Annotated in this window: 18 protein-coding genes and 1 riboswitch; of the genes, 15 read left to right on the top strand and 3 right to left on the bottom strand. The window is 59.7% G+C overall.

The window, feature by feature from the left end:
- The first annotated feature begins 38 nt into the window (after nt 1-38).
- Genes leuA through leuD form a run of 4 tightly spaced genes read left to right on the top strand, consistent with a single transcriptional unit; the run spans nt 39 to nt 4,715 of the window.
- Nucleotides 39-1,601, top strand: coding sequence for a 2-isopropylmalate synthase (leuA, locus tag F3I21_RS14975; protein WP_058759632.1), 1,563 nt, complete (start codon nt 39-41; stop codon nt 1,599-1,601).
- 2 nt (nt 1,602-1,603) lie between these two features.
- The gene (gene leuB / locus F3I21_RS14970; RefSeq protein ID WP_150059245.1) at nt 1,604-2,695 is read left to right on the top strand and encodes a 3-isopropylmalate dehydrogenase; all 1,092 of its coding nucleotides are present in this window, start codon (nt 1,604-1,606) and stop codon (nt 2,693-2,695) included.
- A 4-nt stretch (nt 2,696-2,699) separates the two neighbouring features.
- Nucleotides 2,700-4,106, top strand: a complete 1,407-nt coding sequence (gene leuC, locus F3I21_RS14965) for a 3-isopropylmalate dehydratase large subunit (protein WP_150059244.1) — start codon at nt 2,700-2,702, stop codon at nt 4,104-4,106.
- Nucleotides 4,107-4,109: 3 nt separating this feature from the next.
- Complete coding sequence (gene leuD, locus F3I21_RS14960) at nt 4,110-4,715, top strand: 3-isopropylmalate dehydratase small subunit (protein ID WP_058759635.1); 606 nt, start codon at nt 4,110-4,112, stop codon at nt 4,713-4,715.
- Nucleotides 4,716-4,919: 204 nt separating this feature from the next.
- On the opposite strand, the gene F3I21_RS14955 is transcribed toward leuD, so the two are convergent.
- A complete protein-coding gene (locus F3I21_RS14955) occupies nt 4,920-6,101 on the bottom strand; it encodes an MFS transporter (RefSeq protein WP_150059243.1) in 1,182 nt (393 codons plus the stop codon).
- A gap of 254 nt (nt 6,102-6,355) precedes the next feature.
- Here F3I21_RS14955 and sgrR point away from each other — a divergent pair, with 254 nt between their 5' ends.
- The 4 genes from sgrR (at nt 6,356) to thiQ (ending at nt 11,485) form a co-directional block, all read left to right on the top strand.
- Nucleotides 6,356-8,017 (top strand): HTH-type transcriptional regulator SgrR, encoded by a 1,662-nt coding sequence (sgrR, locus tag F3I21_RS14950; protein WP_058770626.1) that lies wholly within the window; start codon nt 6,356-6,358, stop codon nt 8,015-8,017.
- Nucleotides 8,018-8,087: 70 nt separating this feature from the next.
- A riboswitch (TPP riboswitch) is annotated at nt 8,088-8,181 on the top strand.
- 46 nt (nt 8,182-8,227) lie between these two features.
- Nucleotides 8,228-9,214 (top strand): thiamine ABC transporter substrate binding subunit, encoded by a 987-nt coding sequence (gene thiB, locus F3I21_RS14945; protein WP_150059242.1) that lies wholly within the window; start codon nt 8,228-8,230, stop codon nt 9,212-9,214.
- Entirely contained in the window at nt 9,190-10,800 is a 1,611-nt protein-coding gene (thiP, locus tag F3I21_RS14940) for a thiamine/thiamine pyrophosphate ABC transporter permease ThiP (protein WP_150059241.1), read from the top strand. Before thiB ends, thiP begins: the two co-directional genes overlap by 25 nt.
- The gene (thiQ, locus tag F3I21_RS14935; protein WP_150059240.1) at nt 10,784-11,485 is read left to right on the top strand and encodes a thiamine ABC transporter ATP-binding protein ThiQ; all 702 of its coding nucleotides are present in this window, start codon (nt 10,784-10,786) and stop codon (nt 11,483-11,485) included. Before thiP ends, thiQ begins: the two co-directional genes overlap by 17 nt.
- Here the strand turns inward: thiQ and F3I21_RS14930 are convergent.
- Nucleotides 11,482-12,246 (bottom strand): DedA family protein, encoded by a 765-nt coding sequence (locus F3I21_RS14930; protein WP_058759640.1) that lies wholly within the window; start codon nt 12,244-12,246, stop codon nt 11,482-11,484. The genes thiQ and F3I21_RS14930 overlap by 4 nt on opposite strands.
- Before the next feature lie 168 nt (nt 12,247-12,414).
- Here F3I21_RS14930 and polB point away from each other — a divergent pair, with 168 nt between their 5' ends.
- The 3 genes from polB to rluA all read left to right on the top strand — a co-directional run bounded on the left by polB (nt 12,415) and on the right by rluA (nt 18,514).
- Nucleotides 12,415-14,775, top strand: a complete 2,361-nt coding sequence (gene polB, locus F3I21_RS14925) for a DNA polymerase II (RefSeq protein ID WP_150059239.1) — start codon at nt 12,415-12,417, stop codon at nt 14,773-14,775.
- A gap of 151 nt (nt 14,776-14,926) precedes the next feature.
- Complete coding sequence (gene rapA / locus F3I21_RS14920; protein WP_058770630.1) at nt 14,927-17,833, top strand: RNA polymerase-associated protein RapA; 2,907 nt, start codon at nt 14,927-14,929, stop codon at nt 17,831-17,833.
- Between the two features lie 21 nt (nt 17,834-17,854).
- Nucleotides 17,855-18,514, top strand: coding sequence for a bifunctional tRNA pseudouridine(32) synthase/23S rRNA pseudouridine(746) synthase RluA (rluA, locus tag F3I21_RS14915; protein WP_150059238.1), 660 nt, complete (start codon nt 17,855-17,857; stop codon nt 18,512-18,514).
- A gap of 14 nt (nt 18,515-18,528) precedes the next feature.
- On the opposite strand, the gene djlA is transcribed toward rluA, so the two are convergent.
- Nucleotides 18,529-19,341, bottom strand: a complete 813-nt coding sequence (gene djlA, locus F3I21_RS14910; RefSeq protein WP_150059237.1) for a co-chaperone DjlA — start codon at nt 19,339-19,341, stop codon at nt 18,529-18,531.
- Between the two features lie 182 nt (nt 19,342-19,523).
- On the opposite strand from djlA, the gene lptD reads away from it, so the two are divergent.
- Genes lptD through rsmA form a run of 4 tightly spaced genes read left to right on the top strand, consistent with a single transcriptional unit; the run spans nt 19,524 to nt 25,045 of the window.
- A complete protein-coding gene (gene lptD, locus F3I21_RS14905; protein WP_223815704.1) occupies nt 19,524-21,896 on the top strand; it encodes an LPS assembly protein LptD in 2,373 nt (790 codons plus the stop codon).
- 54 nt (nt 21,897-21,950) lie between these two features.
- Nucleotides 21,951-23,246, top strand: a complete 1,296-nt coding sequence (gene surA / locus F3I21_RS14900; RefSeq protein ID WP_031279707.1) for a peptidylprolyl isomerase SurA — start codon at nt 21,951-21,953, stop codon at nt 23,244-23,246.
- Entirely contained in the window at nt 23,236-24,228 is a 993-nt protein-coding gene (gene pdxA, locus F3I21_RS14895; protein WP_059010320.1) for a 4-hydroxythreonine-4-phosphate dehydrogenase PdxA, read from the top strand. The genes surA and pdxA overlap by 11 nt, the downstream gene beginning before the upstream one ends.
- Nucleotides 24,221-25,045, top strand: coding sequence for a 16S rRNA (adenine(1518)-N(6)/adenine(1519)-N(6))-dimethyltransferase RsmA (gene rsmA / locus F3I21_RS14890; protein ID WP_021507587.1), 825 nt, complete (start codon nt 24,221-24,223; stop codon nt 25,043-25,045). The genes pdxA and rsmA overlap by 8 nt, the downstream gene beginning before the upstream one ends.
- Nucleotide 25,046 lies beyond the last annotated feature (1 nt).

Here is a 25,046-nt window from a genome sequence, read left to right as displayed (position 1 = left end):
CGTAGCACCGGCGAAGTCAATGCAAAAGGAAGATGACCATGAGCCAGCAAGTAATAATTTTCGATACCACTCTGCGCGACGGCGAACAGGCATTACAGGCCAGCCTGAGTGTTAAAGAAAAACTGCAGATCGCCCTGGCGCTGGAACGGATGGGCGTGGATGTAATGGAAGTCGGTTTTCCGGTCTCTTCGCCGGGTGATTTCGAATCCGTGCAGACCATTGCCCGGACCATCAAAAACAGCCGCGTGTGTGGTCTGGCGCGCTGTGTCGAGAAAGATATCGACGCGGCTTACGAATCGCTGCGCGTGGCCGACGCCTTCCGTATTCACACCTTTATCGCCACTTCGCCGATGCACATCGCCACTAAACTGCGCAGCACGCTGCCGGATGTGATTGAACGCGCGGTGCACATGATTAAGCGGGCGCGCAACTATACCGATGACGTTGAGTTCTCCTGCGAAGACGGTGGTCGTACGCCGATTGACGACCTGTGCCGCATGGTAGAAGCCGCGATCAACGCCGGCGCCACCACCATCAATATTCCGGACACCGTGGGCTATACCCTGCCGGGCGAGTACGCCAACATTATTGGTCAGCTGGTGCAGCGCGTACCCAACATCGACAAAGCGATTCTGTCGGTGCACACCCATGACGATCTGGGCATGGCGACCGGTAACGCCATTGCGGCAGTGCTGGCCGGTGCGCGTCAGGTCGAAGGCACGCTGAACGGCCTGGGCGAGCGCGCCGGTAACTGTGCGCTGGAAGAGGTGATCATGGCGATCAAAACCCGTCAGCAGATCATGAACGTGCACACCAATATCAATCATCAGGAAATCTACCGCACCAGCCAGATTGTCAGCCAGATCTGCAACATGCCGATCCCCGCCAACAAAGCGGTGGTCGGTTCCAACGCCTTCGCCCACTCCTCCGGCATTCATCAGGATGGCGTGCTGAAGAACCGCGAAAACTACGAAATCCTGACGCCAGAATCGATTGGCCTGCACAAAATTCAGCTGAACCTGACGTCCCGCTCCGGCCGTGCCGCCGTGAAGCACCGTATGGAAGAGATGGGTTATAAAGAGTCCGATTACAACCTGGATACGCTGTACGACGCCTTCCTCAAGCTGGCGGACAAAAAAGGCCAGGTGTTCGATTACGACCTGGAAGCGCTGGCCTTCATTAATAAGCAGAATGAAGAGCCGGAGTACTTCCAGCTGAACGAATTCAACGTGCAGACCGGCTCCAGCGTCACCGCAACGGCGTCAGTGCAGCTGGGCTGCGGCGAAGAGGCCAAAGCCGACGCCGCTACCGGTAACGGTCCGGTTGATGCCGTCTACCAAGCCATTAATCGTATCACCGGCTTCGATGCTGAGCTGGTGAACTACAAGCTGACCGCGAAAGGCCACGGCGAAAACGCGCTGGGTCAGGTCGATATCGTAGTCAACTACAACGGGCGTAAATTCCACGGCGTGGGCCTGGCGACCGATATCGTCGAATCCTCGGCGAAAGCGATGGTGAATGCCCTGAACAACATCTGGCGGGCAAAGCAGGTCGAAAAAGAATTGCAGCGTAAATTTAAAGATCAGAAGGAAACGGTGTAACTATGACTCAGTCTTATCATATTGCGGTAATGCCAGGCGACGGAATCGGTCCGGAAGTTATGGCGCAGGCCATGAAAGTTCTCGACGCGATTCGCGCGCGCTTCGATATGCGCATCACCACCAGCGAATATGATGTCGGCGGTATCGCCATCGATCGTCACGGTGAACCTTTACCCGCCGCCACCGTGGCCGGTGCTGAGCAGGCTGATGCCATTCTGTTCGGCTCGGTCGGCGGTCCAAAATGGGAACATCTGCCGCCGGCCGGCCAGCCTGAGCGCGGTGCGCTGCTGCCGCTGCGTAAACACTTCAAACTGTTCAGCAACCTGCGCCCGGCGGCGCTGTACAAAGGTCTGGAAGCATTTTGCCCGCTGCGCAGCGACATCGCTGCCCGCAGCTTTGATATCCTGTGCGTGCGTGAGCTGACCGGTGGCATCTATTTCGGCCAGCCGAAAGGCCGCGAAGGCAGCGGCGCGCATGAACGCGCTTTTGATACCGAGGTCTATCACCGTTTTGAAATCGAGCGTATTGCCCGCAACGCCTTTGAAGCTGCGCGCAAGCGCCGTAATAAAGTGACTTCTGTTGATAAAGCTAACGTGCTGGCGACCTCGGTGATGTGGCGTGAAATCGTCAACGAAGTGGCAAAAGATTATCCGGATGTGCAGCTGAGCCATATGTACATCGACAACGCCACCATGCAGCTGATTAAGGATCCGTCGCAGTTTGACGTTTTACTCTGCTCGAATTTGTTTGGTGACATTCTGTCGGACGAGTGCGCGATGATTACCGGCTCGATGGGCATGCTGCCTTCGGCCAGCCTGAATGAAGAGGGATTCGGCCTGTTCGAACCGGCGGGCGGTTCCGCACCGGATATCGCCGGCCAGAACATCGCCAACCCGATTGCGCAGATTCTGTCGCTGGCGATGCTGCTGCGTTTCAGCCTGAACGCTGACGCCGCTGCGGATAGCATTGAGCGCGCGGTAAGCCGTGCGCTGGAAGCGGGCCATCGCACCCGTGATTTGGCCGGTGACGGCCCTGCCGTGAGCACCGATGAAATGGGCAGCATCATTGCCGGTTACATCAGCGAGGAAAAATAACAAAATGAAAAGCTTATACCAGAAGTTATTTGATGCACATGTCGTTCACGAAGCGCCAGACGAAACGCCGTTGCTGTATATCGATCGTCACCTGATTCACGAAGTCACCTCGCCGCAGGCGTTTGACGGTTTGCGTGCGCACGGCCGTAAAGTGCGCCAGCCGTCGAAGACCTTTGCCACCATGGACCACAACGTTTCCACCCAGACCAAAGACATCAACGCCTCGGGTGAGATGGCGCGTATTCAGATGCAGGAGCTGATGAAGAACTGTGCTGAGTTCGGCATTCAGCTGTATGACCTGAACCACCCGTTCCAGGGCATTGTGCACGTGATCGGTCCCGAGCAGGGCATGACGCTGCCAGGCATGACCATCGTTTGCGGCGACTCGCACACCGCAACGCACGGCGCCTTCGGTTCCCTGGCGTTCGGTATCGGCACCTCCGAAGTGGAGCACGTGTTCGCCACCCAGACCCTGAAACAGGGCCGGGCGAAAACCATGAAGATTGAAGTGCTGGGCGAAGCTGCGCCGGGCATCACCGCCAAAGACATCGTACTGGCGATCATCGGTAAAACCGGCAGCGCCGGCGGCACCGGTCACGTGGTTGAATTCTGTGGCCCGGCGATTGAAGCGCTGAGCATGGAAGGCCGCATGACGCTGTGCAACATGGCGATTGAGATGGGCGCCAAAGCGGGCCTGGTAGCACCGGATGACACCACGTTTGCCTATCTGAAAGACAAGCAGTTCGCGCCGAAGGGCGAGCAGTGGGAGCAGGCGGTGGCTTACTGGCGCACCCTGAAGTCCGACAGCGACGCGCAGTTTGACGCCGTCGTGACGCTGAATGCTGCCGATATCGCGCCGCAGGTCACCTGGGGCACCAATCCGGGCCAGGTGATGGCCGTGGATCAGGCCATCCCGAATCCGGCCTCGTTTACCGATCCGGTTGAACGCGCTTCCGCCGAGAAAGCGCTGGCCTATATGGATCTGCAGCCGGGCATCAAACTGACTGAGGTAGCGATCGATAAAGTGTTTATCGGTTCCTGCACTAACTCACGTATCGAAGATCTGCGCGCGGCTGCCGCGATCGCCAAAGGCCGCAAAGTGGCGCCGGGCGTGGTTGCGATGGTGGTGCCAGGTTCCGGTCCGGTGAAAGCGCAGGCTGAAGCCGAAGGTCTGGACAAAATCTTCCTCGAAGCCGGTTTTGAATGGCGTCTGCCGGGCTGTTCGATGTGCCTGGCGATGAACAACGATCGTCTGAATCCGGGTGAGCGCTGTGCCTCAACCAGTAACCGTAACTTTGAAGGTCGCCAGGGTCGCGGCGGTCGCACCCATCTGGTGAGCCCGGCGATGGCTGCTGCGGCGGCGGTAAACGGTCGTTTTGCCGACATTCGTGAATTGACTCAGGGAGCTTAAGCCATGGCGAACAAATTTACCCAACACACCGGGATTGTGGCCCCGCTGGATGCCGCAAACGTCGACACCGATGCCATCATCCCGAAGCAGTTTTTACAGAAAGTGACGCGCACCGGCTTTGGCGCACACCTGTTCCACGACTGGCGTTTTGATGATGACGCCGGCACCCAGCCGACCGCCAGCTTCGTGCTGAATAAGCCGGAGTTCAAAGGCACCAGCATCCTGCTGGCGCGCGAGAACTTTGGTTGCGGCTCCTCGCGTGAACACGCGCCGTGGGCGCTGACCGACTTCGGTTTTCACGTGGTGATTGCGCCAAGTTTCGCCGACATCTTCTACGGTAACAGCTTTAACAACCAGCTGCTGCCGGTGAAGCTGAGCGAAGAGCAGGTCGATGAAATGTTCAAACTGGTGGCCGCGCAGCCGGGTATCCGCTTCACCGTCGATCTCGAAGCGCAGACCGTCACCGCCGGCGACAAGGTTTATAGCTTTGAAATCGACAGCTTCCGCCGTCACTGCATGATCAACGGCCTCGACAGCATTGGCCTGACGCTGCAGCATGAAGCGTCCATCGCCAGCTACGAATCCAGCCAGCCAGCGTTTCTGCGTTAAGGTTTACCCGGTGCGCAGCAAGGCGCCCCCTACAGCAAACGCGCCAGTAATTTGGTCGCCATTGATGGCGACCAGAGATGCTTAAATGCACAATGCCCTGTAGGGTCGCCATTTATGGCGACCAAAAATGTGCAAAACATGCCCGAAATGCGCAATGCCCTGCTGGGTCGCCATTTATGGCGCCCTTCAATCTCCACACAGCCCTCACTGCGCATCGCGTACCCGCGCCGCCAGCACCAGCGCCACCACCGCCATCACTAACGCCAGCCAGTACACCGACTCATGACCAAAGCGCTCACTCAGTATCCCCTGGATCAGGCCGGCGATAATCAACCCGGTTGAAATCGAGGTGGTGAACATGGTGGTCGCCGCACCGGCACGGCCCGGCATCAAATCCTGAAACCACAGCATACCTATGCCGGCGATGATGCCGATAAACGCGGCATTAAACAGCTGCAGCATCATCAGCGCGGTTTGAGAACGGAATAGCACCAGCCCGAGATAAAACACAATCGCCGCCACCAGCGCCAGCAGCATCAGCTTGCGCTTGCCGTAGCGCTTCGCGTAATGGCCGGCCAGCAGCATGATCGGGATCTCCAGCCCGGCAGCGGTGCCCATCAGCAGCCCTGCCAGCTTCTCCGGCAGGCCAAGGGTTGCGCTGATATACAGCGGCATATCAATGATATACATGGTATTACACGCCCACATCACCACCGAGGCGATAAACAGCAGCCGCACCTGGCTGTCTTTCCACGGGCTGAGCTGCATCAGCACCTGCTCCGGCGTGGCGGCGATGCGCGGCACCGAGGGCAGCGTGCGCCAGATCAGCAGCATACTCAGCAGAAAAATCACCGCCGCCACGCAGAATAGCGTGACGAAGCCGTAGTTGAGCGCCAGCGCGAACGACAGCGGCGGCCCAATCACCCACGCCAGCGACAGCTGCGCGCGCATCACCGAACTGAACATCACTACTTCACGCGCCGACTGATCGGCATATTCACGCGCCAGCGCGAAGATCTGCGGAATCGCCACGCTGGCCAGCGCCGACAGCAGCACGCCGAGGGTGATGAGCGTCAGATAGTGACGGTTAAAGGCAAACAGTAGCGCGTTGGCCACCGCCATCAGGCAGCAAAACAGGATCAGATGACGGCGATCGCCACGGTTATCCGAACGCTTCGCCATCAGCAGGCTGATTACGATCCCGGCGACGGCGTTGATGGTAAAGAACAGGCCGACCCAGAACGGCCGCACCTGCACCTCGCGCGTCAAAAACAGGCTGAGCGTCGGCGCCTGTAACGCCCCCGCCACGCCGACCATAAACGACACCGCCATAAAGGAGAGGTAAACCGGATTCAGGCGGCGCGGCCGCGGTAACAGCGATTTCATGCAGAAATCCCTTTGAGGAAAAAGACCGGGAAAAAAACAGCGTAGAAGATTCCACAGCAAAACGAAAAAAGCCAGCAGAGAAAAACTCCGCTGGCGGTGAAATTGCACCCTACTCAGAAAAGGTTCCACGTCGGCGGAACCGCTGGCAGAGCGCCATTCATTGCTGAATGCCTCCCGCTCTTCCATTGCCCGCCAGTATGCCTCTAATATGGGGCAGGAAAAACTGAGCGAAGTCGAGAAGGAGTTCCCCTTTTATGTCCTCTGCGCGTCTGCAACAGCAATTCATTCGCCTGTGGCAACACTGTCAGGGCCAGGATCAGGAAACCACGCTGAGCGAGCTGGCCGAACTGCTGCACTGCTCACGCCGCCACATGCGTAATCTGCTGAACGCCATGCAGGCGGCGGGCTGGCTGATCTGGCAGGCTGAAGCCGGTCGCGGTAAACGCTCGCTGCTAAGCTTCTGCTACACCGGACTGGCGCTACAGCAGCAGCGCGCCGAAGACCTGCTGGAGCAGGATCGCATCGACCAGCTGGTGCAGCTGGTGGGCGATAAAAACCAGGTGCGACAGATGATTGCCGCGCACCTTGGCCGCAGCTTTCGCCAGGGCAAGCATATTCTGCGCGTGCTCTACTACCGGCCTCTGCCTAACCTGCTGCCTGGCTCGCCGCTGCGCCGTTCAGAAACCCATCTGGCGCGGCAGATATTCAGCGGCCTGACGCGTATAAATGAGGAAAAGGGGGAAATCGCCGCCGACATTGCCCATCACTGGCAGCAAACCTCTCCGCTGCACTGGCGCTTCTTCCTGCGGCCGGCAATCCGCTTTCATCATGGCCGCGAGCTGGAGATGGAGGATGTCATCGCCTCGCTGGAGCGGGTGCGCAGCCAGCCGCTGTTTTCGCACATCGACCAGCTGCACTCGCCGGCGCCGTGGACGCTGGATATCCATCTCAGCCAGCCGGACTGCTGGCTGCCGTGGCTGCTGGCCAGCGTCAGCGCCATGATTCTGCCGCGTGAGTGGCCGACGCTGCGCCACTTCGCCCGTCAGCCTATTGGCACCGGTCCGTACAGCGTGGTGCGCAATCAGCAAACCCAGCTGAAAATCGCCGCGTTTGATGACTACTTCGGCTACCGCGCGCTGATTGATGATGTCTCGATCTGGGTGCTGCCGGAGATCAGCGATGAGCTGGTCTACGCCGGTGTAAAACTGGAAGGCGAAAACGACGACGAAAAATCGGAAGAGAGTCGCCTCGAAGAGGGCTGCTATTTTCTGCTGTTCGATCAGCGCTCTGAACGCGGGCGCGATGCCGGTTTCCGCCGCTGGGTGAGCGATCTGCTTAACCCTATCGCGCTGCTCAATCATGCCGGCGTCGGCTATCAGCGCTACTGGTTCCCGGCTTATGGCCTGCTGCCGCGCTGGCACCATCGGCGCGATATCACTCCGGCCCACAAGCCCGACGGCGTGACCCAGCTGACGCTCAGCTGGTACAGCCACCACGTCGAACACGAGGGCATCGCCAATGCGCTGCGGCCGCTGCTGGCGCAGCAGGGCGTCGAGCTGATTACCCGCGAAGTGAGCTACGAAAGCTGGTTCGACGGCGCGGGCGAGAGTGACATCTGGCTGGGCAGCGTCAACTTTACCCTGCCGCTCGACTACGCCCTGTTCGCTCAGCTCTACGAGCTACCGCTGATGCATCACTGTATCCCGCTGGACTGGCAGGCCGACGCTGCGCGCTGGCGTGAGAAAGCGCTGCCGCTGGCGGAGTGGAGCAAACAGCTGGTAAACAGCGACTATCTGCATCCGCTGTTTCATCACTGGCTGCTGCTGGAGGGCCAGCGCAGCATGCGTGGCGTGCGGCTGAACACGCTCGGCTGGTTTGACTTCAAGTCCGCCTGGTTCGCCCCGCCGGAGCTGTAAAAAGGGCAGCAGGAGACAACACGACCGGCAGGTGAACCTTTCGCGTTGTCCTGTAAATGTCTAGAATATGTCGTTCTCAACGGGGTGCCGGTTAACTGGCTGAGAGAGACCCGTCGAACCTGATCCGGCTCGTACCGGCGTAGGGATTTGAGATGCTCCGCCCTCAGATCCTTTGCGACGCAACCTTACCTTCTCCTTAAGGAACGCAAAGTGTTAAATAAAGTTCTCCCCCTGTTGCTGCTGATCGCTGCGCCGGCTCTGGCGGCCAAACCCGTCCTCACGGTTTATACCTACGACTCGTTCGCCGCCGACTGGGGCCCCGGTCCGGCAGTGAAAAAAGCTTTTGAGGCCCGGTGCGGCTGTGAGCTGAACTATGTGGCGCTGGAGGATGGCGTATCGCTGCTTAATCGCCTGCGCATGGAAGGAAAGAACAGCAAGGCCGACGTGGTGCTGGGGCTGGACAATAACCTGATTCAGGCGGCGGAAAAAACCGGCCTGTTCAGCAAAAGTACAGTGGATACCCGCGGGCTACAACTGCCGGACGGCTGGCACAATGACACTTTTATCCCGTTTGATTACGGCTACTTCGCGTTCGTTTACGACAAAAACAAGCTGAAGAATCCGCCGCACAGCCTGAAGGAGCTGGTCGAAAGCCCGGAAAAATGGCGGGTGATTTATGAAGATCCGCGCACCAGCACGCCGGGGCTCGGCCTGCTACTGTGGATGCAGAAAGTGTACGGCGATGACGCGCCGGCGGCCTGGCAGAAGCTGGCCAGCAAAACCGTGACCGTGACCAAAGGCTGGAGCGAAGCTTATGGTCTGTTCCTCAAAGGCGAAAGCGATCTGGTGCTGAGCTACACCACCTCGCCGGCTTACCACATTATTGAAGAGAAAAAGGATAACTACGCCGCCGCGCCGTTCAGCGAAGGCCACTACCTGCAGGTAGAAGTGGGGGCGCAGCTCGCCAGCAGCAAACAGCCGCAGCTGGCGCAGCAGTTCATGCAGTTTATGGTGTCGCCAGCGTTTCAGAGCACCATTCCCACCGGCAACTGGATGTATCCGGTGATCAAAAGCGATTTACCCGCCGGTTATCAGGCGTTACCGGTGCCCGCGAATGCGCTGCAATACACCCCGACAGAGGTGGCTGACCATCGCGTGGCGTGGATTAGCGCGTGGCAGCGCGCCGTCAGCCGCTGATGCCCGGCTGGCTGCTGCCCGGAGCGCTTAGCGCACTGCTATTGTGTGCGGTCGCGCTGCTGGCGCTCGGTGCCCTGCTGCTCGCCGCGCCGGCCACCGACTGGCGCGCGCTGCTCAGCGATAGCTATCTGCACCATGTGCTGGCGTTCTCCTTTGAACAGGCGCTGCTGTCAGCGCTGCTCTCGGTGCTGCCAGCCATTCTGCTGGCCCGCGCGCTCTATCGCCGCCGTTTTACCGGCCGCACCCTGCTGTTGCGCCTGTGCGCCATGACACTGGTGCTGCCGGTGCTGGTCGCCGTATTCGGTCTGCTGAGCGTCTATGGGCGCAGCGGCTGGCTGGCGCAGCTGAGTGCCACCGTCGGTATCGACTATCACTTCTCGCCCTATGGCCTGCAGGGTATTTTGCTGGCGCACGTGTTCTTTAATCTGCCACTGGCGACGCGCATGCTGCTGCAGGCGCTGGAGAGCATTCCCGGCGAGCAGCGCCAGCTGGCGGCGCAGCTCGGTCTGCGCGGCTGGTCGCTGTTTCGCCTGCTGGAGTGGCCGTGGCTGCGCCGTCCGCTGCTGCCAACGGCAGCGCTGATCTTTATGCTGTGCTTCGCCAGTTTTGCCACCGTGCTGGCACTGGGCGGCGGTCCGCAGGCCACCACGCTGGAGCTGGCCATTTATCAGGCGCTTAGCTTTGATTACGATCCCGGCCGCGCCGCGCTGCTGGCACTGTTGCAGCTCGGCTGCTGTCTGCTGCTGGTGCTGCTCAGCCAGCGCTTCAGTAAAGCGATTCCGGCCGGTAGCCAGACGGTGCGCGGCTGGCGCGATCCGCAGGATTCCTGGCACGCACGCGTTGCGGATACGCTGCTGATTACGCTGGCACTGCTGTTACTGCTGCCACCGCTGGCGGCGGTGCTGGTCGACGGCTTACGCGGCGGCATTGCCGGCGCGCTGCAACAGCCCGCGCTGTGGCAGGCCACGTGGACGTCGCTGCGTATCGCACTCGGTGCCGGTGTGCTGTGCGTGCTGCTGACCATGATGCTGCTGTGGAGCAGTCGCGAACTGCGCCAGCGTCAGCAGCGCTTCGCCGCGCAGGCCATGGAACTCAGCGGGATGCTGATTCTGGCGATGCCGGGCATCGTGCTGGCGAGTGGGTTCTTCCTGCTGTTCAACGCCACCGTTGGCCTGCCGCAGCGTGCCGATGCGCTGGTGATCTTCACCAACGCGCTGATCGCCATCCCCTACGCCATGAAAGTGCTGGAAAATCCGATGCGCGATCTCAGCGCGCGCTACGCTCAGCTGTGCGCCTCGCTGGGCATCAGTGGGTTTACTCGCCTGCGGCTGATTGAACTGCGGGCGCTGAAACGTCCGCTGGCACAGGCGCTGGCCTTTGCCTGCGTGCTGTCGATTGGGGACTTCGGCGTGGTGGCGCTGTTCGGCAGCGCCGATTTCCGCACCCTGCCGTTTTATCTATTCCAGCAGATTGGCGCCTATCGCGGTGCCGATGGCGCGGTGACCGCGCTGCTACTGCTGCTGTTATGCCTGCTGCTGTTTACGCTGATGGAAAAATTACCGGGTCGCCATGCTGACACTGAATAACCTTACTTATCTCTACCATCATCTGCCGATGCGCTTCAGCTTTAGCGCACAGGCCGGTGAACGTCTCGCCATTCTCGGCCCGAGCGGCGCGGGCAAAAGTACCCTGCTGAGCCTGCTCGGCGGCTTTCTGCCGGTGAGTCAGGGCAGCCTGCTGATCGATGGCGTCGACCATACCCGCAGCGTGCCTTCTGCGCGACCGGTATCGATGCTGTTTCAGGAGAACAATCTGTTTCCGCACCTGACGGTGCAGCAAAATCTGGGGCTGGGCCTGCATCCCGGCCTGAAGCTGACGCGCGAACAGCAGCAGCAGGTACAGCAGATTGCGGAGCAAACCGGGCTGGAATCGATGCTGACGCGTCTGCCCGGCCAGCTCTCCGGCGGTCAGCGACAGCGCGTGGCGCTGGCGCGCTGCCTGCTGCGCAATCAGCCGGTACTGCTGCTGGACGAACCGTTTTCGGCACTCGATCCGGCGCTGCGCAGCGAGATGTTACAGCTGGTGCGCGCGGTGTGCGAGGCGCGCACTATCACGCTGCTGATGGTGTCGCACAGTCTGGAGGATGCGCAGCAGATTGCGTCACGCAGCCTGGTGATTGTTGACGGTCGGGTATACTGGGATGGCAGCATCGCCAGCCTGCTGCGCGGTGAAAGCCCGGCGGCCGCCATCCTTGGCGTCCAGCCGCGTTAAGCGAAGAACACTTTCCACAGCAGCTGCAGGAAAATTGGCATCATCGGGTGGAACAATAGCGCAATAAAGGCACCCACGCCGATGAGCGCCATTAGCGGAGCCAGCCAGCGCAGCCGCGCCTGCGGCAGATAAGGCGTAGCCCAGTCGACGCTTTTGCCGCTGCGCCACCAGCGCCACAGCAGCCAGCCGCCGATCCACAGCAGCAGCGCCACCGCCAGCAGCAGCCATTTGAAGCTGTCGCCCTGCGCCGCCTGCGGCACGTCGATCGCCACGCCCGCCAGAATGCCCGGCATCAGGTAGGCCGGCGGCCACAGGATGCAGCCGATAATGTTCGGCGGCAGGAATTTACGCACCGGCAGCTCCAGCATGCCGGCCGCCAGCGGAATCAGCGGACGCGTCGGTCCGACAAAGCGCCCCACGAGGATGGTAAACATGCTGTGCTGATGCAGCGCGTGCTCGGTTTTATCCAGCAGCCCTTTGTATTTTTGCAGGTATTTCCAGCGGTGCAGCGGTCCCTGGAATTTCCAGCCAATGCCGTACGACACCCAGTCGCCAATCAGACAGCCGGCCAGCCCGGCGGCCCACGCCGGATAGAGCCCGATTTGTCCGCTGCCCACCAGCGCGCCGAGGCTGGCCATCAGGACCGTTCCCGGCAGCAGCAGGCCGACAAACGCCAGCGACTCAAGAAAGGTCACCAGCGCCACGGCAATCAGCGCGTACTCCAGCGATTGCGTAAACAGGTGTTGGATCCAGGCTTCCATAACTATCCTCTGCGGAATATAGAGGCTGGATTGTCCTGAGACAGCCCCACAGCGTCAAGCAATTCCCCGCGCTGCCGCACGCCCGCGCCGCACAGACGACGGCACCACCGCAGTACACTGTATAAACATCCATGATATACTGAAATGAATTCATTCTCCGGAGTTAACGTGACCGAACCGCGCGCAGGATTTTTGCTGACTCGCCACTGGCGGGATACCCCGACCGGCAGCGAAGTGGTGCTGTGGCTGGCCACCGACCAGGGCCCGCAGCGCCTGGTGCTGCCTGCGCAGGAGTCAGTGGCGTTTATTCCCCGGGAGTTCCAGGCGCAAACCGAAGCGCTGATTCGCGACGAGCGCCATACGCGCCTGCAACCGCTGGATCTGAAAGATTTTCGTCGCCGACCGGTGCTGGGACTCTATTGCCGCAGCCACCGACAGCTGCAAAGCATTGAAAAACGCCTGCGTGAAAACGGCATTGCGGTGTATGAAGCAGATATCCGCCCGCCGGAACGCTACCTGATGGAGCGCTTTATCACGGCGCCGGTGTGGTTCAGCGGCGAGCCGCGCGGCGACAGCCTCGTCAACGCGCGCCTCAAGCCGCATCCCGATTACCGTCCGCAGCTGAAATGGGTGTCGCTCGACATCGAAACCACCGAGCACGGCGAGCTGTACTGTATCGGGCTGGAGGGCTGCGGCCAGCGCCAGGTGTATATGCTCGGCCCGCCGAACGGTGATGCCAGCCAGCTGGATTTTGAACTGATTTACCTCGACAGCCGGCCACAGCTGCTGGAGCAGCTTAACGCCTGGTTCGCCCGTCACGATCCCGATGTCATCATCGGCTGGAACGTGGTGCAGTTTGACCTGCGCGTGCTGCAAAAACATGCCGACCGCTACGGTATTCCGCTGCGTCTTGGCCGTCAGCAGCAGCCGCTGGAGTGGCGCGAGCACGGCTTTAAGCCCGGCGTGTTCTTCGCTCAGGCCAGCGGCCGGCTGGTGATTGACGGTATCGAGGCGCTGAAATCGGCGTTCTGGGACTTCGCCTCATTCAGCCTGGAAGCGGTGTCGCGCGAGCTGCTGGGCGAAGGCAAAGCCATCAACAATCCGTGGCAGCGCATGGAAGAGATCAACTGGCGCTTTGCCCACGACAAACCGGCGCTGGCCACCTACAACCTGAAGGATTGCGAGCTGGTTACGCGTATTTTCCAGCACACCGCCATCATGCCGTTTTTGCTGGAGCGCGCCACCGTCAATGGCCTGGCAGTGGATCGCCACGGCGGATCGGTGGCGGCGTTCAGCCACCTGTATATTCCGCGAATGCACCGCGCCGGCTTTGTCGCGCCCAATCTCGGCGAAGTGGCACCGGAAGCCAGCCCTGGCGGCTACGTGATGGATTCGCGCCCCGGACTGTATGATTCGGTGCTGGTGCTGGATTATAAAAGCCTCTATCCGTCGATCATCCGCACCTTTCTGATCGATCCGGTCGGGCTGGTCGAAGGCCTGGCGCATCCGGATGACGCCGATTCGGTTCCCGGTTTTCGCCACGCGCGCTTTTCGCGCCGCACCCACTGTTTACCGGCGATTGTCGGGCAGATCTGGCAGGGGCGCGAGGCCGCCAAACGTGACGGCAACCAGCCGCTGTCGCAGGCGCTGAAGATCATCATGAACGCTTTTTATGGCGTACTTGGCACCAGCGCCTGTCGCTTTTTCGATCCGCGCCTCGCCTCGTCGATCACCCTGCGCGGTCACGCCATCATGCAGCAAACGCGTGAGCTGATTGAAGCCGAAGGTTTTGACGTGATTTACGGTGACACCGATTCTACTTTTGTCTGGCTGAAAAGCGCCCACAGCGAAGCCGATGCCGCCGCGATCGGCCAGCGGCTGGCCGGGCACGTGAATCGCTGGTGGCAACAGCATCTGCAGCAGACTTACGGTCTCGACAGCGCGCTGGAGCTGGAGTACGAAACCCATTTCAGCCGCTTCCTGATGCCAACCATTCGCGGCGCCGAACAGGGCAGTAAAAAGCGCTACGCCGGACTGATTCGCCGCGACGGTGACGAGCGGCTGGTGTTTAAGGGGCTGGAATCGGTGCGCACCGACTGGACGCCGCTGGCGCAGCAGTTCCAGCAGACGCTGTATGGCCGCATCTTCCGCGGTGAATCCTGGCAGGATTACATTCGCGACACCGTAGTACAGCTGCTGGCCGGCGAACTGGACGAGCTGCTGGTGTATAAAAAGCGCCTGCGCCGGCCGCTGAAAGATTACGAACGCAACGTGCCGCCCCACGTGCGTGCCGCGCGCCTCGCCGATGAACATAACCGTAAACTGCAGCGTCCGCTGCAGTATCAGAACGGCGGATCGATCCGCTACGTCATGGCCACCGCCGGGCCGGAGCCGCTGGAAGCGCGCAGCACGCCGCTGGATTACGATCACTACGTCAGCAAGCAGCTGCAGCCGATCGCCGAAGGGATTTTACCGTTTGTCGGTGATGACTTTGCTACACTGATCACCGGGCAACTGGGGCTTTTTTGACAGGTGACGAATGCCCTGCCATCCAGTACCATAGCGCCCTTCCTGATTCTCACCGCGTGCACCAGCTGACCAGATAACTGTCTGGCGGTGGGGTATTGTCTGAGAGCAGGCGAACGTCTTTCTATCTTTTAGAGAATCGAGCAAAAAATATATGGTTTTTACACTGGGTCAACGCTGGATTAGTGATACGGAAAGTGAGCTGGGACTGGGGACAGTCGTGGCGCTGGATACGCGCATGGTCACACTGATGTTTCCCGCCACCGGCGAAAACCGCCTCTATGCCCGTAATGATTCTCCGGTCACCCGCGTGATTTTTAATCCGGGTGATACCGTCACCAGCCACGAAGGCTGGCAGATGCAGGTTGATGAAGTCCGCAACGAAAACGATTTAGTGACTTACATCGGCACGCGTCTTGATACCGACGAAAGCAACGTGGTGCTGCGCGAAGTGATGCTCGACAGCAAACTGGTGTTCAGCAAGCCACAGGATCGCCTGTTTGCCGGCCAGCTGGATCGCATGGATCGCTTCGCCCTGCGCTTCCGCGCACGCAAATACCAGAGCGAACAGTATCGCCTGCCGATTAGCGGCCTGCGCGGTATGCGCACCAACCTGATTCCGCACCAGCTGCACATCGCACATGACGTCGGTCGCCGTCATGCGCCGCGCGTGCTGCTGGCCGATGAAGTCGGCCTCGGTAAAACCATTGAAGCCGGGATGATTATCCAGCAGCAGCTGCTGGCCGGACGCGCCGAGCGCGTGCTGATCGTGGTGCCGGAAACCCTGCAGCACCAGTGGCTGGTGGAGATGCTGCGCCGCTTCAACCTGCGCTTTGCCCTGTTCGACGACGATCGCTACACCGAAGCGCAGCACGACAGCGACAACCCGTTTGATACCGAGCAGCTGATTATCTGCTCGCTGGATTTTGTCCGCCGCAACAAACAGCGGCTGGAGCTGCTGGCCGAAGCTGACTGGGATCTGCTGGTGGTCGACGAAGCGCACCATCTGGCATGGAGCGAAGCCGCGCCGAGCCGCGAATATCAGGTTATCGAACAGCTGGCGGAAAAGACCGCCGGCGTGCTGCTGCTGACCGCGACGCCGGAACAGCTCGGCATGGAGAGCCACTTTGCCCGTCTGCGCCTGCTGGACCCGAATCGTTTCCACGATTTCGCGCAGTTCGTGGCCGAACAGCAGCACTACCGCCCGGTGGCAGACGCCGTCAGTACGCTGCTGGCCGATCACGCCATCAGTAAAGAGGAGATGAACCTGATCAACGACCTGGTCGGTGAACAGGATATTGAGCCGCTGCTGCAGGTGGCGAACAGCGATCGCGACGGCAAAGACGACGCACGTAAAGAGCTGATTTCGATGCTGATGGATCGCCACGGCACCAGCCGCGTGCTGTTCCGTAACACACGTAACGGCGTGAAGGGCTTCCCGAAACGCGAACTGCATCAGATTCGCCTGCCGCTGCCGGCGCAGTATCAGACGGCGATTAAAGTCTCTGGCATTATGGCGGCGCGCAAAACGGCGGAAGAGCGCGCGCGCGACATGCTGTATCCCGAGCAGATTTATCAGGAATTCGAAGGCGACAGCGGCACCTGGTGGAACTTCGACCCGCGCGTTGAGTGGCTGATGGGCTACCTCACCAGCAACCGTAAAGAGAAGGTGCTGGTGATTTGCGCCAAAGCCGCCACTGCGCTGCAGCTGGAGCAGGTGCTGCGCGAGCGCGAAGGCATCCGCGCCGCGGTGTTCCATGAGGGGCTATCAATTATCGAACGCGACCGCGCGGCCGCCTTCTTCGCTTCGCAGGAAGATGGCGCCCAGGTGCTGCTGTGTTCAGAGATCGGCTCGGAAGGGCGTAACTTCCAGTTCGCCAGCCGGCTGGTGATGTTCGATTTACCGTTTAACCCGGATCTGCTCGAGCAGCGTATTGGCCGTCTCGATCGTATCGGCCAGCTGCATGACATCCAGATTCTGGTGCCGTGGCTGGAGAAGACCGCCCAGGCAGTGCTGCTGCGCTGGTACCACGAAGGGCTGGACGCGTTTGAGCACACCTGCCCGACCGGCCGTACCATCTACGACAGCGCCTACCCGCAGCTGATTGAGTATCTGGCCGCGCCGGACAACCCGCAGGGGCTGGACGACTTTATCGCCCAGAGCCGCAAACAGCATGACACGCTGAAGGCGCAGCTGGAGCAGGGGCGCGACCGTCTGCTGGAGCTGAACTCGAACGGCGGCGAAGCCGCGCAGGCGCTGGCTGATGCCATCGGCGAACAGGATAACGACACCGAGCTGGTGAACTTTGCGCTCAACCTGTTTGATATCGTCGGGATCAACCAGGAAGATCGCAGCGATAACCTGATCGTCCTGACGCCGTCGGACCACATGCTGGTGCCGGATTTCCCCGGCCTGCCGGAAGATGGCTGCACCGTAACCTTTAACCGTAACCAGGCGCTGTCACGCGAAGATACCCAGTTCATTACCTGGGAACATCCGCTGATTCGCAACGGCCTCGACCTGATTCTCTCCGGCGATACCGGCAGCTGTGCGCTGTCGCTGCTGAAGAACAAGGCGCTGCCGGTGGGCACGCTGCTGGTAGAGATGATCTATGTGGTCGAAGCACAGGCGCCGAAGCACCTGCAGCTTACCCGCTTCCTGCCGCCCACGCCGGTCCGCCTGCTAATGGATCGCGCCGGAAATAACCTCGCCGGCAAGGTGGAGTTCGAAAGCTTTAACCGTCAGCTCAACGCAGTCAACCGCCATACCGGCAGCAAGCTGGTGAACGCGGTGCAGCAGGATGTCCATCACATCCTGACACAGGCGGAAAAAGTCATCGTGCCGGAAGCGCAGGCGCTGATTGCGGCGGCCAAAGTTGAGGCCGATGAGAAGCTGAGCGCCGAGCTGTCGCGCCTTGAAGCGCTGAAAGCGGTCAACCCCAACATCCGTGATGATGAGGTTGATGCGCTGGAGAGCAACCGCGAGCAGGTGCTGGCCAGCCTCGGTGAAGCCGGCTGGCGGCTGGATGCGCTGCGTCTGATCGTTGTGACACACCAATAATCGCTGAGGCCGCGCTGAATCATGCTGATGGAACCCTACAATCCGCCGCTCGACCCCTGGCTGCATATTCTGTATCAGGATGAGCACATCATGGTGGTTAACAAGCCGAGCGGTTTGCTGTCGGTGCCTGGCCGCCTTGAGGAGCACAAGGACAGCGTGATGACGCGCATCCAGCGTGATTTTCCGCAGGCGGAGTCGGTGCACCGGCTCGATATGGCCACCAGCGGTGTGATTGTGGTGGCGCTGACCAAGGCGGCTGAGCGCGAGCTGAAGCGGCAGTTTCGCGAGCGCGAGCCCGCGAAGCAGTACGTGGCGCGCGTCTGGGGACATCCGGCGGCGGAAAAGGGCATGATCGATCTGCCGCTGATTTGCGACTGGCCTAACCGGCCGAAGCAGATGGTGAGTGTGGAGCTGGGTAAGCCGGCGCAGACGGAGTATCAGGTGCTGGCGTATGACGCCGATAACAGCGCGCGGGTGCAGCTGAAGCCGATCACCGGCCGTTCCCACCAGCTGCGCGTGCATCTGCTGGCGCTGGGGCATCCGATTCTCGGCGATCGCTTCTATGCCCATCCCGAGGCGTTAGCCATGGCGCCACGCCTGCAGCTGCACGCCGAATCGCTAACCATTACCCATCCGGCGTTTGGCAACAGCATGACGTTTCGCCAGCCGGCCGATTTTTAAGGGGCCGCCGCCCCTTATTTAAAGCCCTTCTCTTTGCGAATCAGGTCGTACGCGGCCTGAATCTCCTGCGCTTTCTGCTTCGCCATCTCCATCATCTCCGGCGGCAGACCTTTCGCCACCAGCTTATCCGGATGGTGCTCGACCATCAGCTTGCGGTAAGCGCGCTTGATGGTGGTGCTGTCGTCGCTGCTTTTCACCCCCAGCACGCTGCAGGCATCTTCCAGCGTCGGGCCACGTTTCGCCTGCTGATAAGCGCCGCCGCCATACGAGGAACCGCCACCAAACTGCTGACCGCCCTCCATCATGCGCAGGAACTGATCGAACTGCGCGCGGGAAATCCCCAGCTCTTCCGCGATAACGTACAGCACCTGACGCTCGTTGGGATGCAGCGAACCATCAGCAAACGCCGCCTGGATTTGAATTTCCAGAAACATCCGAATCAGGTCAAAACGGCCAAAGCAGGCGCTGCGCAGCTCGCGCAGTTTATTACGTAACGGATATTCGCTCTGCTTACCTTCACGAAACGCACGCTGTGCCGCGGTGCGCGCCTCGCCATGCAGTTGCATGCGATCCATAAATAAAGAGGCAATCTGGATATCCGCTTCGGTGACGCGCCCTTTTGACTTGGTCAGATGGCCCATCACCTGGAACGTGGTGCTGAAGAACAGTGTCTGACGCGCCTGATTATTGGCGAAGTAGCCCTGTCCTTTTACGCTGCGCACTTTGTCAAACAGATGACCAATGATCAGACCCAGTACGATGCCCCAAAAGCCTGCTCCGGAAAGTAAGCCGAGAGCCAGACCAATAACTTTTCCCCAGTAGCGCATAAACTCCTCAATTCGCCATGCTTGCGGCTGAAAATTGCATTATCATACCTGTCATTTATCTCCGCGCCTAACGGCAACGCAGGCAGAGCAGGATTAACACTGGCGCAACGCCGGGCGGTACGTTAGTCTCTGTCCGGATTGTCGGCATGATGCCAGTTTTCATGGAATTATCGAAACCGCGTATGAAAAAACGTATACCTACCCTGCTGGCTACCATGATTGGTGCAGCGCTTTATAGTCAGCATGCACTGGCCGACGATCTGATGTCGCAGTGTATGCTGGGCGTGCCGAGCTACAACCGTCCGCTGGTCAGTGGCGACGCGAATTCGCTGCCGGTAACCATCAACTCTGACTCAGCAAAAGGGAACTATCCGAACGACGCGGTGTTCACCGGTAATGTTGATGTGCAGCAGGGGAACAGCCGTCTGGTTGCCGACGAGATGCAGCTGCATCAGCGTCAGCAGGACGGACAAACGACGCCGGTGCGTACCGTCGATGCGCTGGGTAATGTGCACTATGACGACAACCAGGTCATCCTGAAAGGTCCGAAAGCCTGGTCCAATCTGAACACCAAAGACACCAACGTGTGGAACGGTAATTATCAGATGGTCGGCCGTCAGGGTCGCGGTGATGCTGACCAGATGAAACTGCGCGGTAATAACCGCTATACCATTCTGGAAAACGGCAGCTTTACCTCCTGTCTGCCGGGTTCCAACAGCTGGAGCGTGGTCGGTTCGGAAGTGATTCAGGACCGTGAAGAAGAAGTGGCGGAGATCTGGAATGCGCGCTTCAAGCTCGGCAACGTGCCGGTGTTTTACAGCCCGTATCTGCAGCTGCCGATTGGCGACCGCCGCCGCTCCGGCTTCCTGATCCCCAACGCGAAATACGGCAGCAACAACGGCTTCGAATTCATGCTGCCGTACTACTGGAACATCGCGCCTCAGGCCGATGCCACTATTACGCCGCACTACATGAGCAAGCGCGGTCTGCAGCTGCAGAACGAGTTCCGCTACCTGACGCAGTTTGGTGCCGGCCTGTTAGAGCTGGACTATCTGCCGTCTGACAATCAGTACAACAAAGATAAAGCCGCGCGACCGTCGGTGCAGAACGACAGCAACGACGACCGCTGGCTGTTCTACTGGCGTCACTCCGGCGTCTACGATCAGCACTGGCGCTTCAACGCCGACTACACCAAAGTCAGCGATCCTTATTACTTCAACGACCTGGATTCGAAGTACTACAGCTCGACTGACGGCTACGCCACGCAGAAATTCAGCGTAGGCTACGCTGACACCAACTGGGATGCGACGCTGTCCAGCAAAGACTTCCAGGTGTTTGGTAATACCAGCAGCCAGAACGTGTATCGGGCGATGCCGCAGCTGGATGTCAATCTGTACCAGAACGATATCGGGCCGTTTGACGGTCGCATCTATGCGCAGGCGGTGAAGTTCACTAACGTCAGTAACCGAATGCCGGAAGCGACGCGTTTGCACATCGAGCCAACGCTCAACCTGCCGCTGTCCAACGGCTGGGCCAGTCTGGATACCGAGGCAAAGCTGCTGGCAACGCATTACCAGCAGGATAACGTTAACTACTACAACGAAAATATCGATACCACCCGCACCAATCAGCTGAAAGAGTCAGTCAACCGCACCCTGCCGCAGTTCAAGGTAGATGGTCGCCTGGTATTTGACCGCAATATGGACTGGGCCGAAGGCTACACCCAGACGCTGGAACCGCGCGTGCAGTACCTGTATATCCCGTATCGCGACCAGAGCAACATCTATCCGTACGACTCCACGCTGCTGCAGACCGACTACACCGGCCTGTTCCGCGATCGCACCTACAGCGGCCTCGATCGTATCGCTTCGTCTAACGAAGTGGCGACCGGCGTGACCACGCGTATTTATGATAACGATCTGGTTGAACGTTTTAACGTTTCCGTGGGTCAAATCTACTCGTTTACCCCGTCTCGTACCGGCGTAAACCAGACGAATAAAGAAGATGATACCGGTAGCCTGGTGTGGGCGGGTGATACTTACTGGAAAGTCAGCGATCGCTGGGGCGTGCGCGGCGGCCTGCAATACGATACGCGGCTGGACAACGTTTCCCAGGGCAATGCCATTGTGGAATACCGTCGTGATGCCGACCGTATGGTGCAGCTGAGCTATCGCTACAGTAGCCCGGAGTATGTGGCGCAGGCGTTGAATAACCCCAGCTATGTCACTAACCCGATCTACAAAAACGGTATCTCGCAGGTGGGCGCCACGGCCAGCTGGCCGATTGCCGATGCCTGGTCGCTGGTGGGGGGTTACTACTATGACACCCGCAACAGCCGTCCGGCCGAGCAGCTAGTCGGTCTGCAGTACAGCTCCTGCTGCTACGCCATTCGTCTGGGTTACGAACGCAAGATCAACGGTTGGGAAAACAACGACAGCAAGTATGACAACCAAATCTCATTCAACATTGAGCTGCGTGGTCTGAGTTCTAACTATGGCTTAGGCACCAATGAAATGCTGCGTCAGGGCATCATCCCTTATCAGCGCGCTTTCTGATGTTGTGATATTTGACAGGCTATCCCGCAGTGCGGAAACAACAATGGATAAAGTATGAAGAACTGGAGAATGCTGATTCTTGGTGTGGCGATCACCGCTAACACTGCGTTCGCAGCCCCACAGATGGTCGATAAAGTTGCCGCAGTCGTGAACAACGGCGTGGTGCTGGAAAGTGACGTAGACAACATGCTGCGCACCGTGAAGTCACAGGCGCAGCAGGCTGGTCAGCAGCTGCCGGATGACAAAACCCTGCGTCATCAGATCCTTGAACGCCAGGTCATGGACGCCATCATTCTGCAGATGGGCGAAAAAGCCGGTCTGCAGGTGAGCGATCAGCAACTGGATCAGGCGATCCAGAACATCGCCGCGCAGAACCGCATGAGCGTTGATCAGCTGCGCAGCCGTCTGGCCTATGACGGGATGAACTACAACGATTATCGCGCGCAGATCCGCAAAGAGATGCTGATCTCTGAAGTGCGTAACAATGAAGTGCGCCGTCGCGTCACCATTCTGCCGCAGGAAGTGGATACGCTGGCTAAGCAGATCGGCTCGCAGAATACCCAGGGCACCGAACTTAACATAAGTCAGATTCTGCTGCCGCTGCCGGAAAATCCAACTCAGCAGCAGGTTGATGACCAGGAAGCGCTGGCGCGTCAGCTGGTGGGTGAACTGAAAGGCGGTGCCGATTTCGGTAAACTGGCCGTGACCTACTCTGCCGATCCGCAGGCGCTGAAAGGCGGCAACATGGGCTGGGGCAAAATTGAAGAGCTGCCAACGCTGTTCTCGCAGGCGCTGAGCAGCGCGAAGAAAGGCGACATCGTCGGCCCAATCCGCTCTGGCGTTGGCTTCCATATCCTGAAAGTGAACGATCTGCGCGGCGAGAGCAAAAACATTTCGGTCACCGAAGTGCATGCCCGCCACATTCTGCTGAAGCCGTCACCGATCCTTACCGACGATCAGGCACGTCAGAAGATTGAACAGATCGCCGCAGACATCAAGAGTGGCAAAACCACCTTCGCCGCTGCCGCGAAACAGTTCTCCGACGATCCGGGTTCCGCGAACCAGGGCGGCGACCTTGGCTGGGCGTCACCGGAAATCTACGATCCGGCTTTCCGTGATGCGCTGCTGAAGCTGCAGAAAGGCCAGGTCAGTGCGCCGGTGCACTCCTCCTTCGGCTGGCACCTGATTCAGCTGCTGGATACCCGTCAGGTGGATAAAACCGATGCCGCGCAGAAAGAGCGCGCTTACCGTCTGCTGTTCAACCGTAAGTTTGCCGAAGAAGCGCAAACCTGGATGCAGGAACAGCGCGCCAGTGCTTACGTGAAGATTCTGGATGGCAATGGTCAGTAATTATCGTGTGGCGATCACGCCCGGCGAACCCGCCGGGATTGGTCCCGATCTCGCCGTTGCGCTGGCTCAGCGTGACTGGCCGGTTGAGCTGGTGGTGTGCGCAGACGGCGACGTGCTGCGCCAGCGCGCGGCTCAACTGGGTTTGCCGCTGACGCTGCGTGACTATCAGCCCGGGGTGGCACCGCAGCCGCAGCAGGCCGGTACGCTGACGCTGCTGCCCATCGCGACGGCGCAGCCGGTGACGGCCGGCGAACTGACGGTCGCCAACGGTCATTACGTACTGGAGACGCTGGCCCGCGCCTGCGACGGCTGCCTCAGCGGCGAGTTTGCCGCGCTGGTGACCGGTCCGGTACACAAAGGCGTGATCAATGACGCCGGCATCCCCTTCACCGGTCACACCGAGTTCTTTGCTGAGCGCGCCGGTGGCGATCGCGTGGTGATGATGCTGGCGACCGAAGCGTTGCGCGTGGCGCTGGCCACCACGCATCTGCCGCTGAAAGATGTCGCGGACGCCATCACCCGTGACAGTCTGCATGAAGTGATCACCATCCTGCATCAGGATTTGCAGCGTAAGTTTGGCATTCCGCAGCCGCATATCTTTGTCTGCGGCCTCAACCCGCATGCTGGCGAAAGCGGTCATATGGGCCGGGAAGAGATCGATACCATCATTCCGGCGCTCGACGAACTGCGCCAGCAGGGCCTGCAGCTCACCGGTCCGTTACCGGCCGATACGCTGTTTCAGCCGAAATATCTGCAGCACGCCGATGCGGTGCTGGCGATGTATCACGACCAGGGCCTGCCGGTGCTAAAATTTCAGGGGTTTGGTCGCGCGGTGAATATCACCCTCGGCCTGCCATTTATCCGTACCTCTGTTGACCACGGCACCGCGCTGGAACTCGCCGGTCTGGGCAGCGCAGAGCCGGGCAGCTTTATTACGGCGCTTAACCTCGCCATCACTATGATCAAGAGCAGTAATGAATAATCGCGTCCATCAGGGGCACTACGCCCGTAAACGTTTCGGGCAGAACTTCCTGAACGATCAGTACATTATCGACAGCATCGTCTCCGCTATTCATCCGCAAAAGGGTGAAGCCATGGTGGAGATTGGCCCAGGGCTGGGTGCGTTAACCGAGCCGGTGGGCGAGCGTCTTGATGCGCTGACTGTCGTCGAGCTGGACCGCGACCTTGCCGCGCGTTTGCAGACGCATCCGTTCCTCGGTCCTAAGCTGACGATTTATCAGCAGGATGCGATGACCTTCGACTTCTCCGCGCTGTCAAAGGAGCAGGGTCAGCCGCTGCGCGTGTTTGGCAACCTGCCTTACAACATCTCGACGCCGCTGATGTTCCACCTTTTCAGCTATACTGGTTCGATTAAAGATATGCACTTCATGCTGCAGAAAGAGGTGGTTAACCGTCTGGTAGCCGGCCCGGGCAGCAAAGCTTACGGGCGTCTCAGCGTGATGGCGCAATATTATTGTCAGGTGATTCCGGTGCTGGAAGTGCCACCACAATCGTTCACCCCGCCACCGAAAGTGGATTCGGCGGTAGTGCGTCTGGTTCCTTTTACCCAGCCACCGTATCCGGTCAGCGATGTGCGTTTACTGAGCCGTATCACCACCGAAGCGTTTGGTCAGCGACGCAAAACCCTGCGTAACAGCCTGGGACACCTGTTCACGGCCGGTGCGCTGGATGAACTCAACATCGACGCCTCGCTGCGGGCAGAAAATGTCACCGTGGCGCAGTATTGCCAGCTGGCAAACTGGCTGGGCAATCATCAGGCTGAATCTGCGGAGAACTGAG

The sequence above is a fragment of the Pantoea sp. B_9 genome, assembly GCF_008632015.1.
Lineage (GTDB): Bacteria > Pseudomonadota > Gammaproteobacteria > Enterobacterales > Enterobacteriaceae > Pantoea > Pantoea dispersa.
Note: the sequence above shows the minus strand (reverse complement) of the source record. Positions and strands in the feature narration are given on the sequence as shown.

Excerpts from the sequence above, each read along its gene's own strand:
- rsmA (WP_021507587.1), top strand. The coding sequence starts at position 24,221 with ATGAATAATCGCGTCCATCAGGGGCACTACGCCCGTAAACGTTTCGGG.
- leuC (WP_150059244.1), top strand. The coding sequence starts at position 2,700 with ATGAAAAGCTTATACCAGAAGTTATTTGATGCACATGTCGTTCACGAA.
- rapA (WP_058770630.1), top strand. The coding sequence starts at position 14,927 with ATGGTTTTTACACTGGGTCAACGCTGGATTAGTGATACGGAAAGTGAG.
- pdxA (WP_059010320.1), top strand. The coding sequence starts at position 23,236 with ATGGTCAGTAATTATCGTGTGGCGATCACGCCCGGCGAACCCGCCGGG.
- rluA (WP_150059238.1), top strand. The coding sequence starts at position 17,855 with ATGCTGATGGAACCCTACAATCCGCCGCTCGACCCCTGGCTGCATATT.
- leuB (WP_150059245.1), top strand. The coding sequence starts at position 1,604 with ATGACTCAGTCTTATCATATTGCGGTAATGCCAGGCGACGGAATCGGT.
- F3I21_RS14955 (WP_150059243.1), bottom strand. The coding sequence starts at position 6,101 with ATGAAATCGCTGTTACCGCGGCCGCGCCGCCTGAATCCGGTTTACCTC.
- leuA (WP_058759632.1), top strand. The coding sequence starts at position 39 with ATGAGCCAGCAAGTAATAATTTTCGATACCACTCTGCGCGACGGCGAA.
- djlA (WP_150059237.1), bottom strand. The coding sequence starts at position 19,341 with ATGCGCTACTGGGGAAAAGTTATTGGTCTGGCTCTCGGCTTACTTTCC.
- surA (WP_031279707.1), top strand. The coding sequence starts at position 21,951 with ATGAAGAACTGGAGAATGCTGATTCTTGGTGTGGCGATCACCGCTAAC.
- sgrR (WP_058770626.1), top strand. The coding sequence starts at position 6,356 with ATGTCCTCTGCGCGTCTGCAACAGCAATTCATTCGCCTGTGGCAACAC.
- lptD (WP_223815704.1), top strand. The coding sequence starts at position 19,524 with ATGAAAAAACGTATACCTACCCTGCTGGCTACCATGATTGGTGCAGCG.
- thiQ (WP_150059240.1), top strand. The coding sequence starts at position 10,784 with ATGCTGACACTGAATAACCTTACTTATCTCTACCATCATCTGCCGATG.
- F3I21_RS14930 (WP_058759640.1), bottom strand. The coding sequence starts at position 12,246 with ATGGAAGCCTGGATCCAACACCTGTTTACGCAATCGCTGGAGTACGCG.
- leuD (WP_058759635.1), top strand. The coding sequence starts at position 4,110 with ATGGCGAACAAATTTACCCAACACACCGGGATTGTGGCCCCGCTGGAT.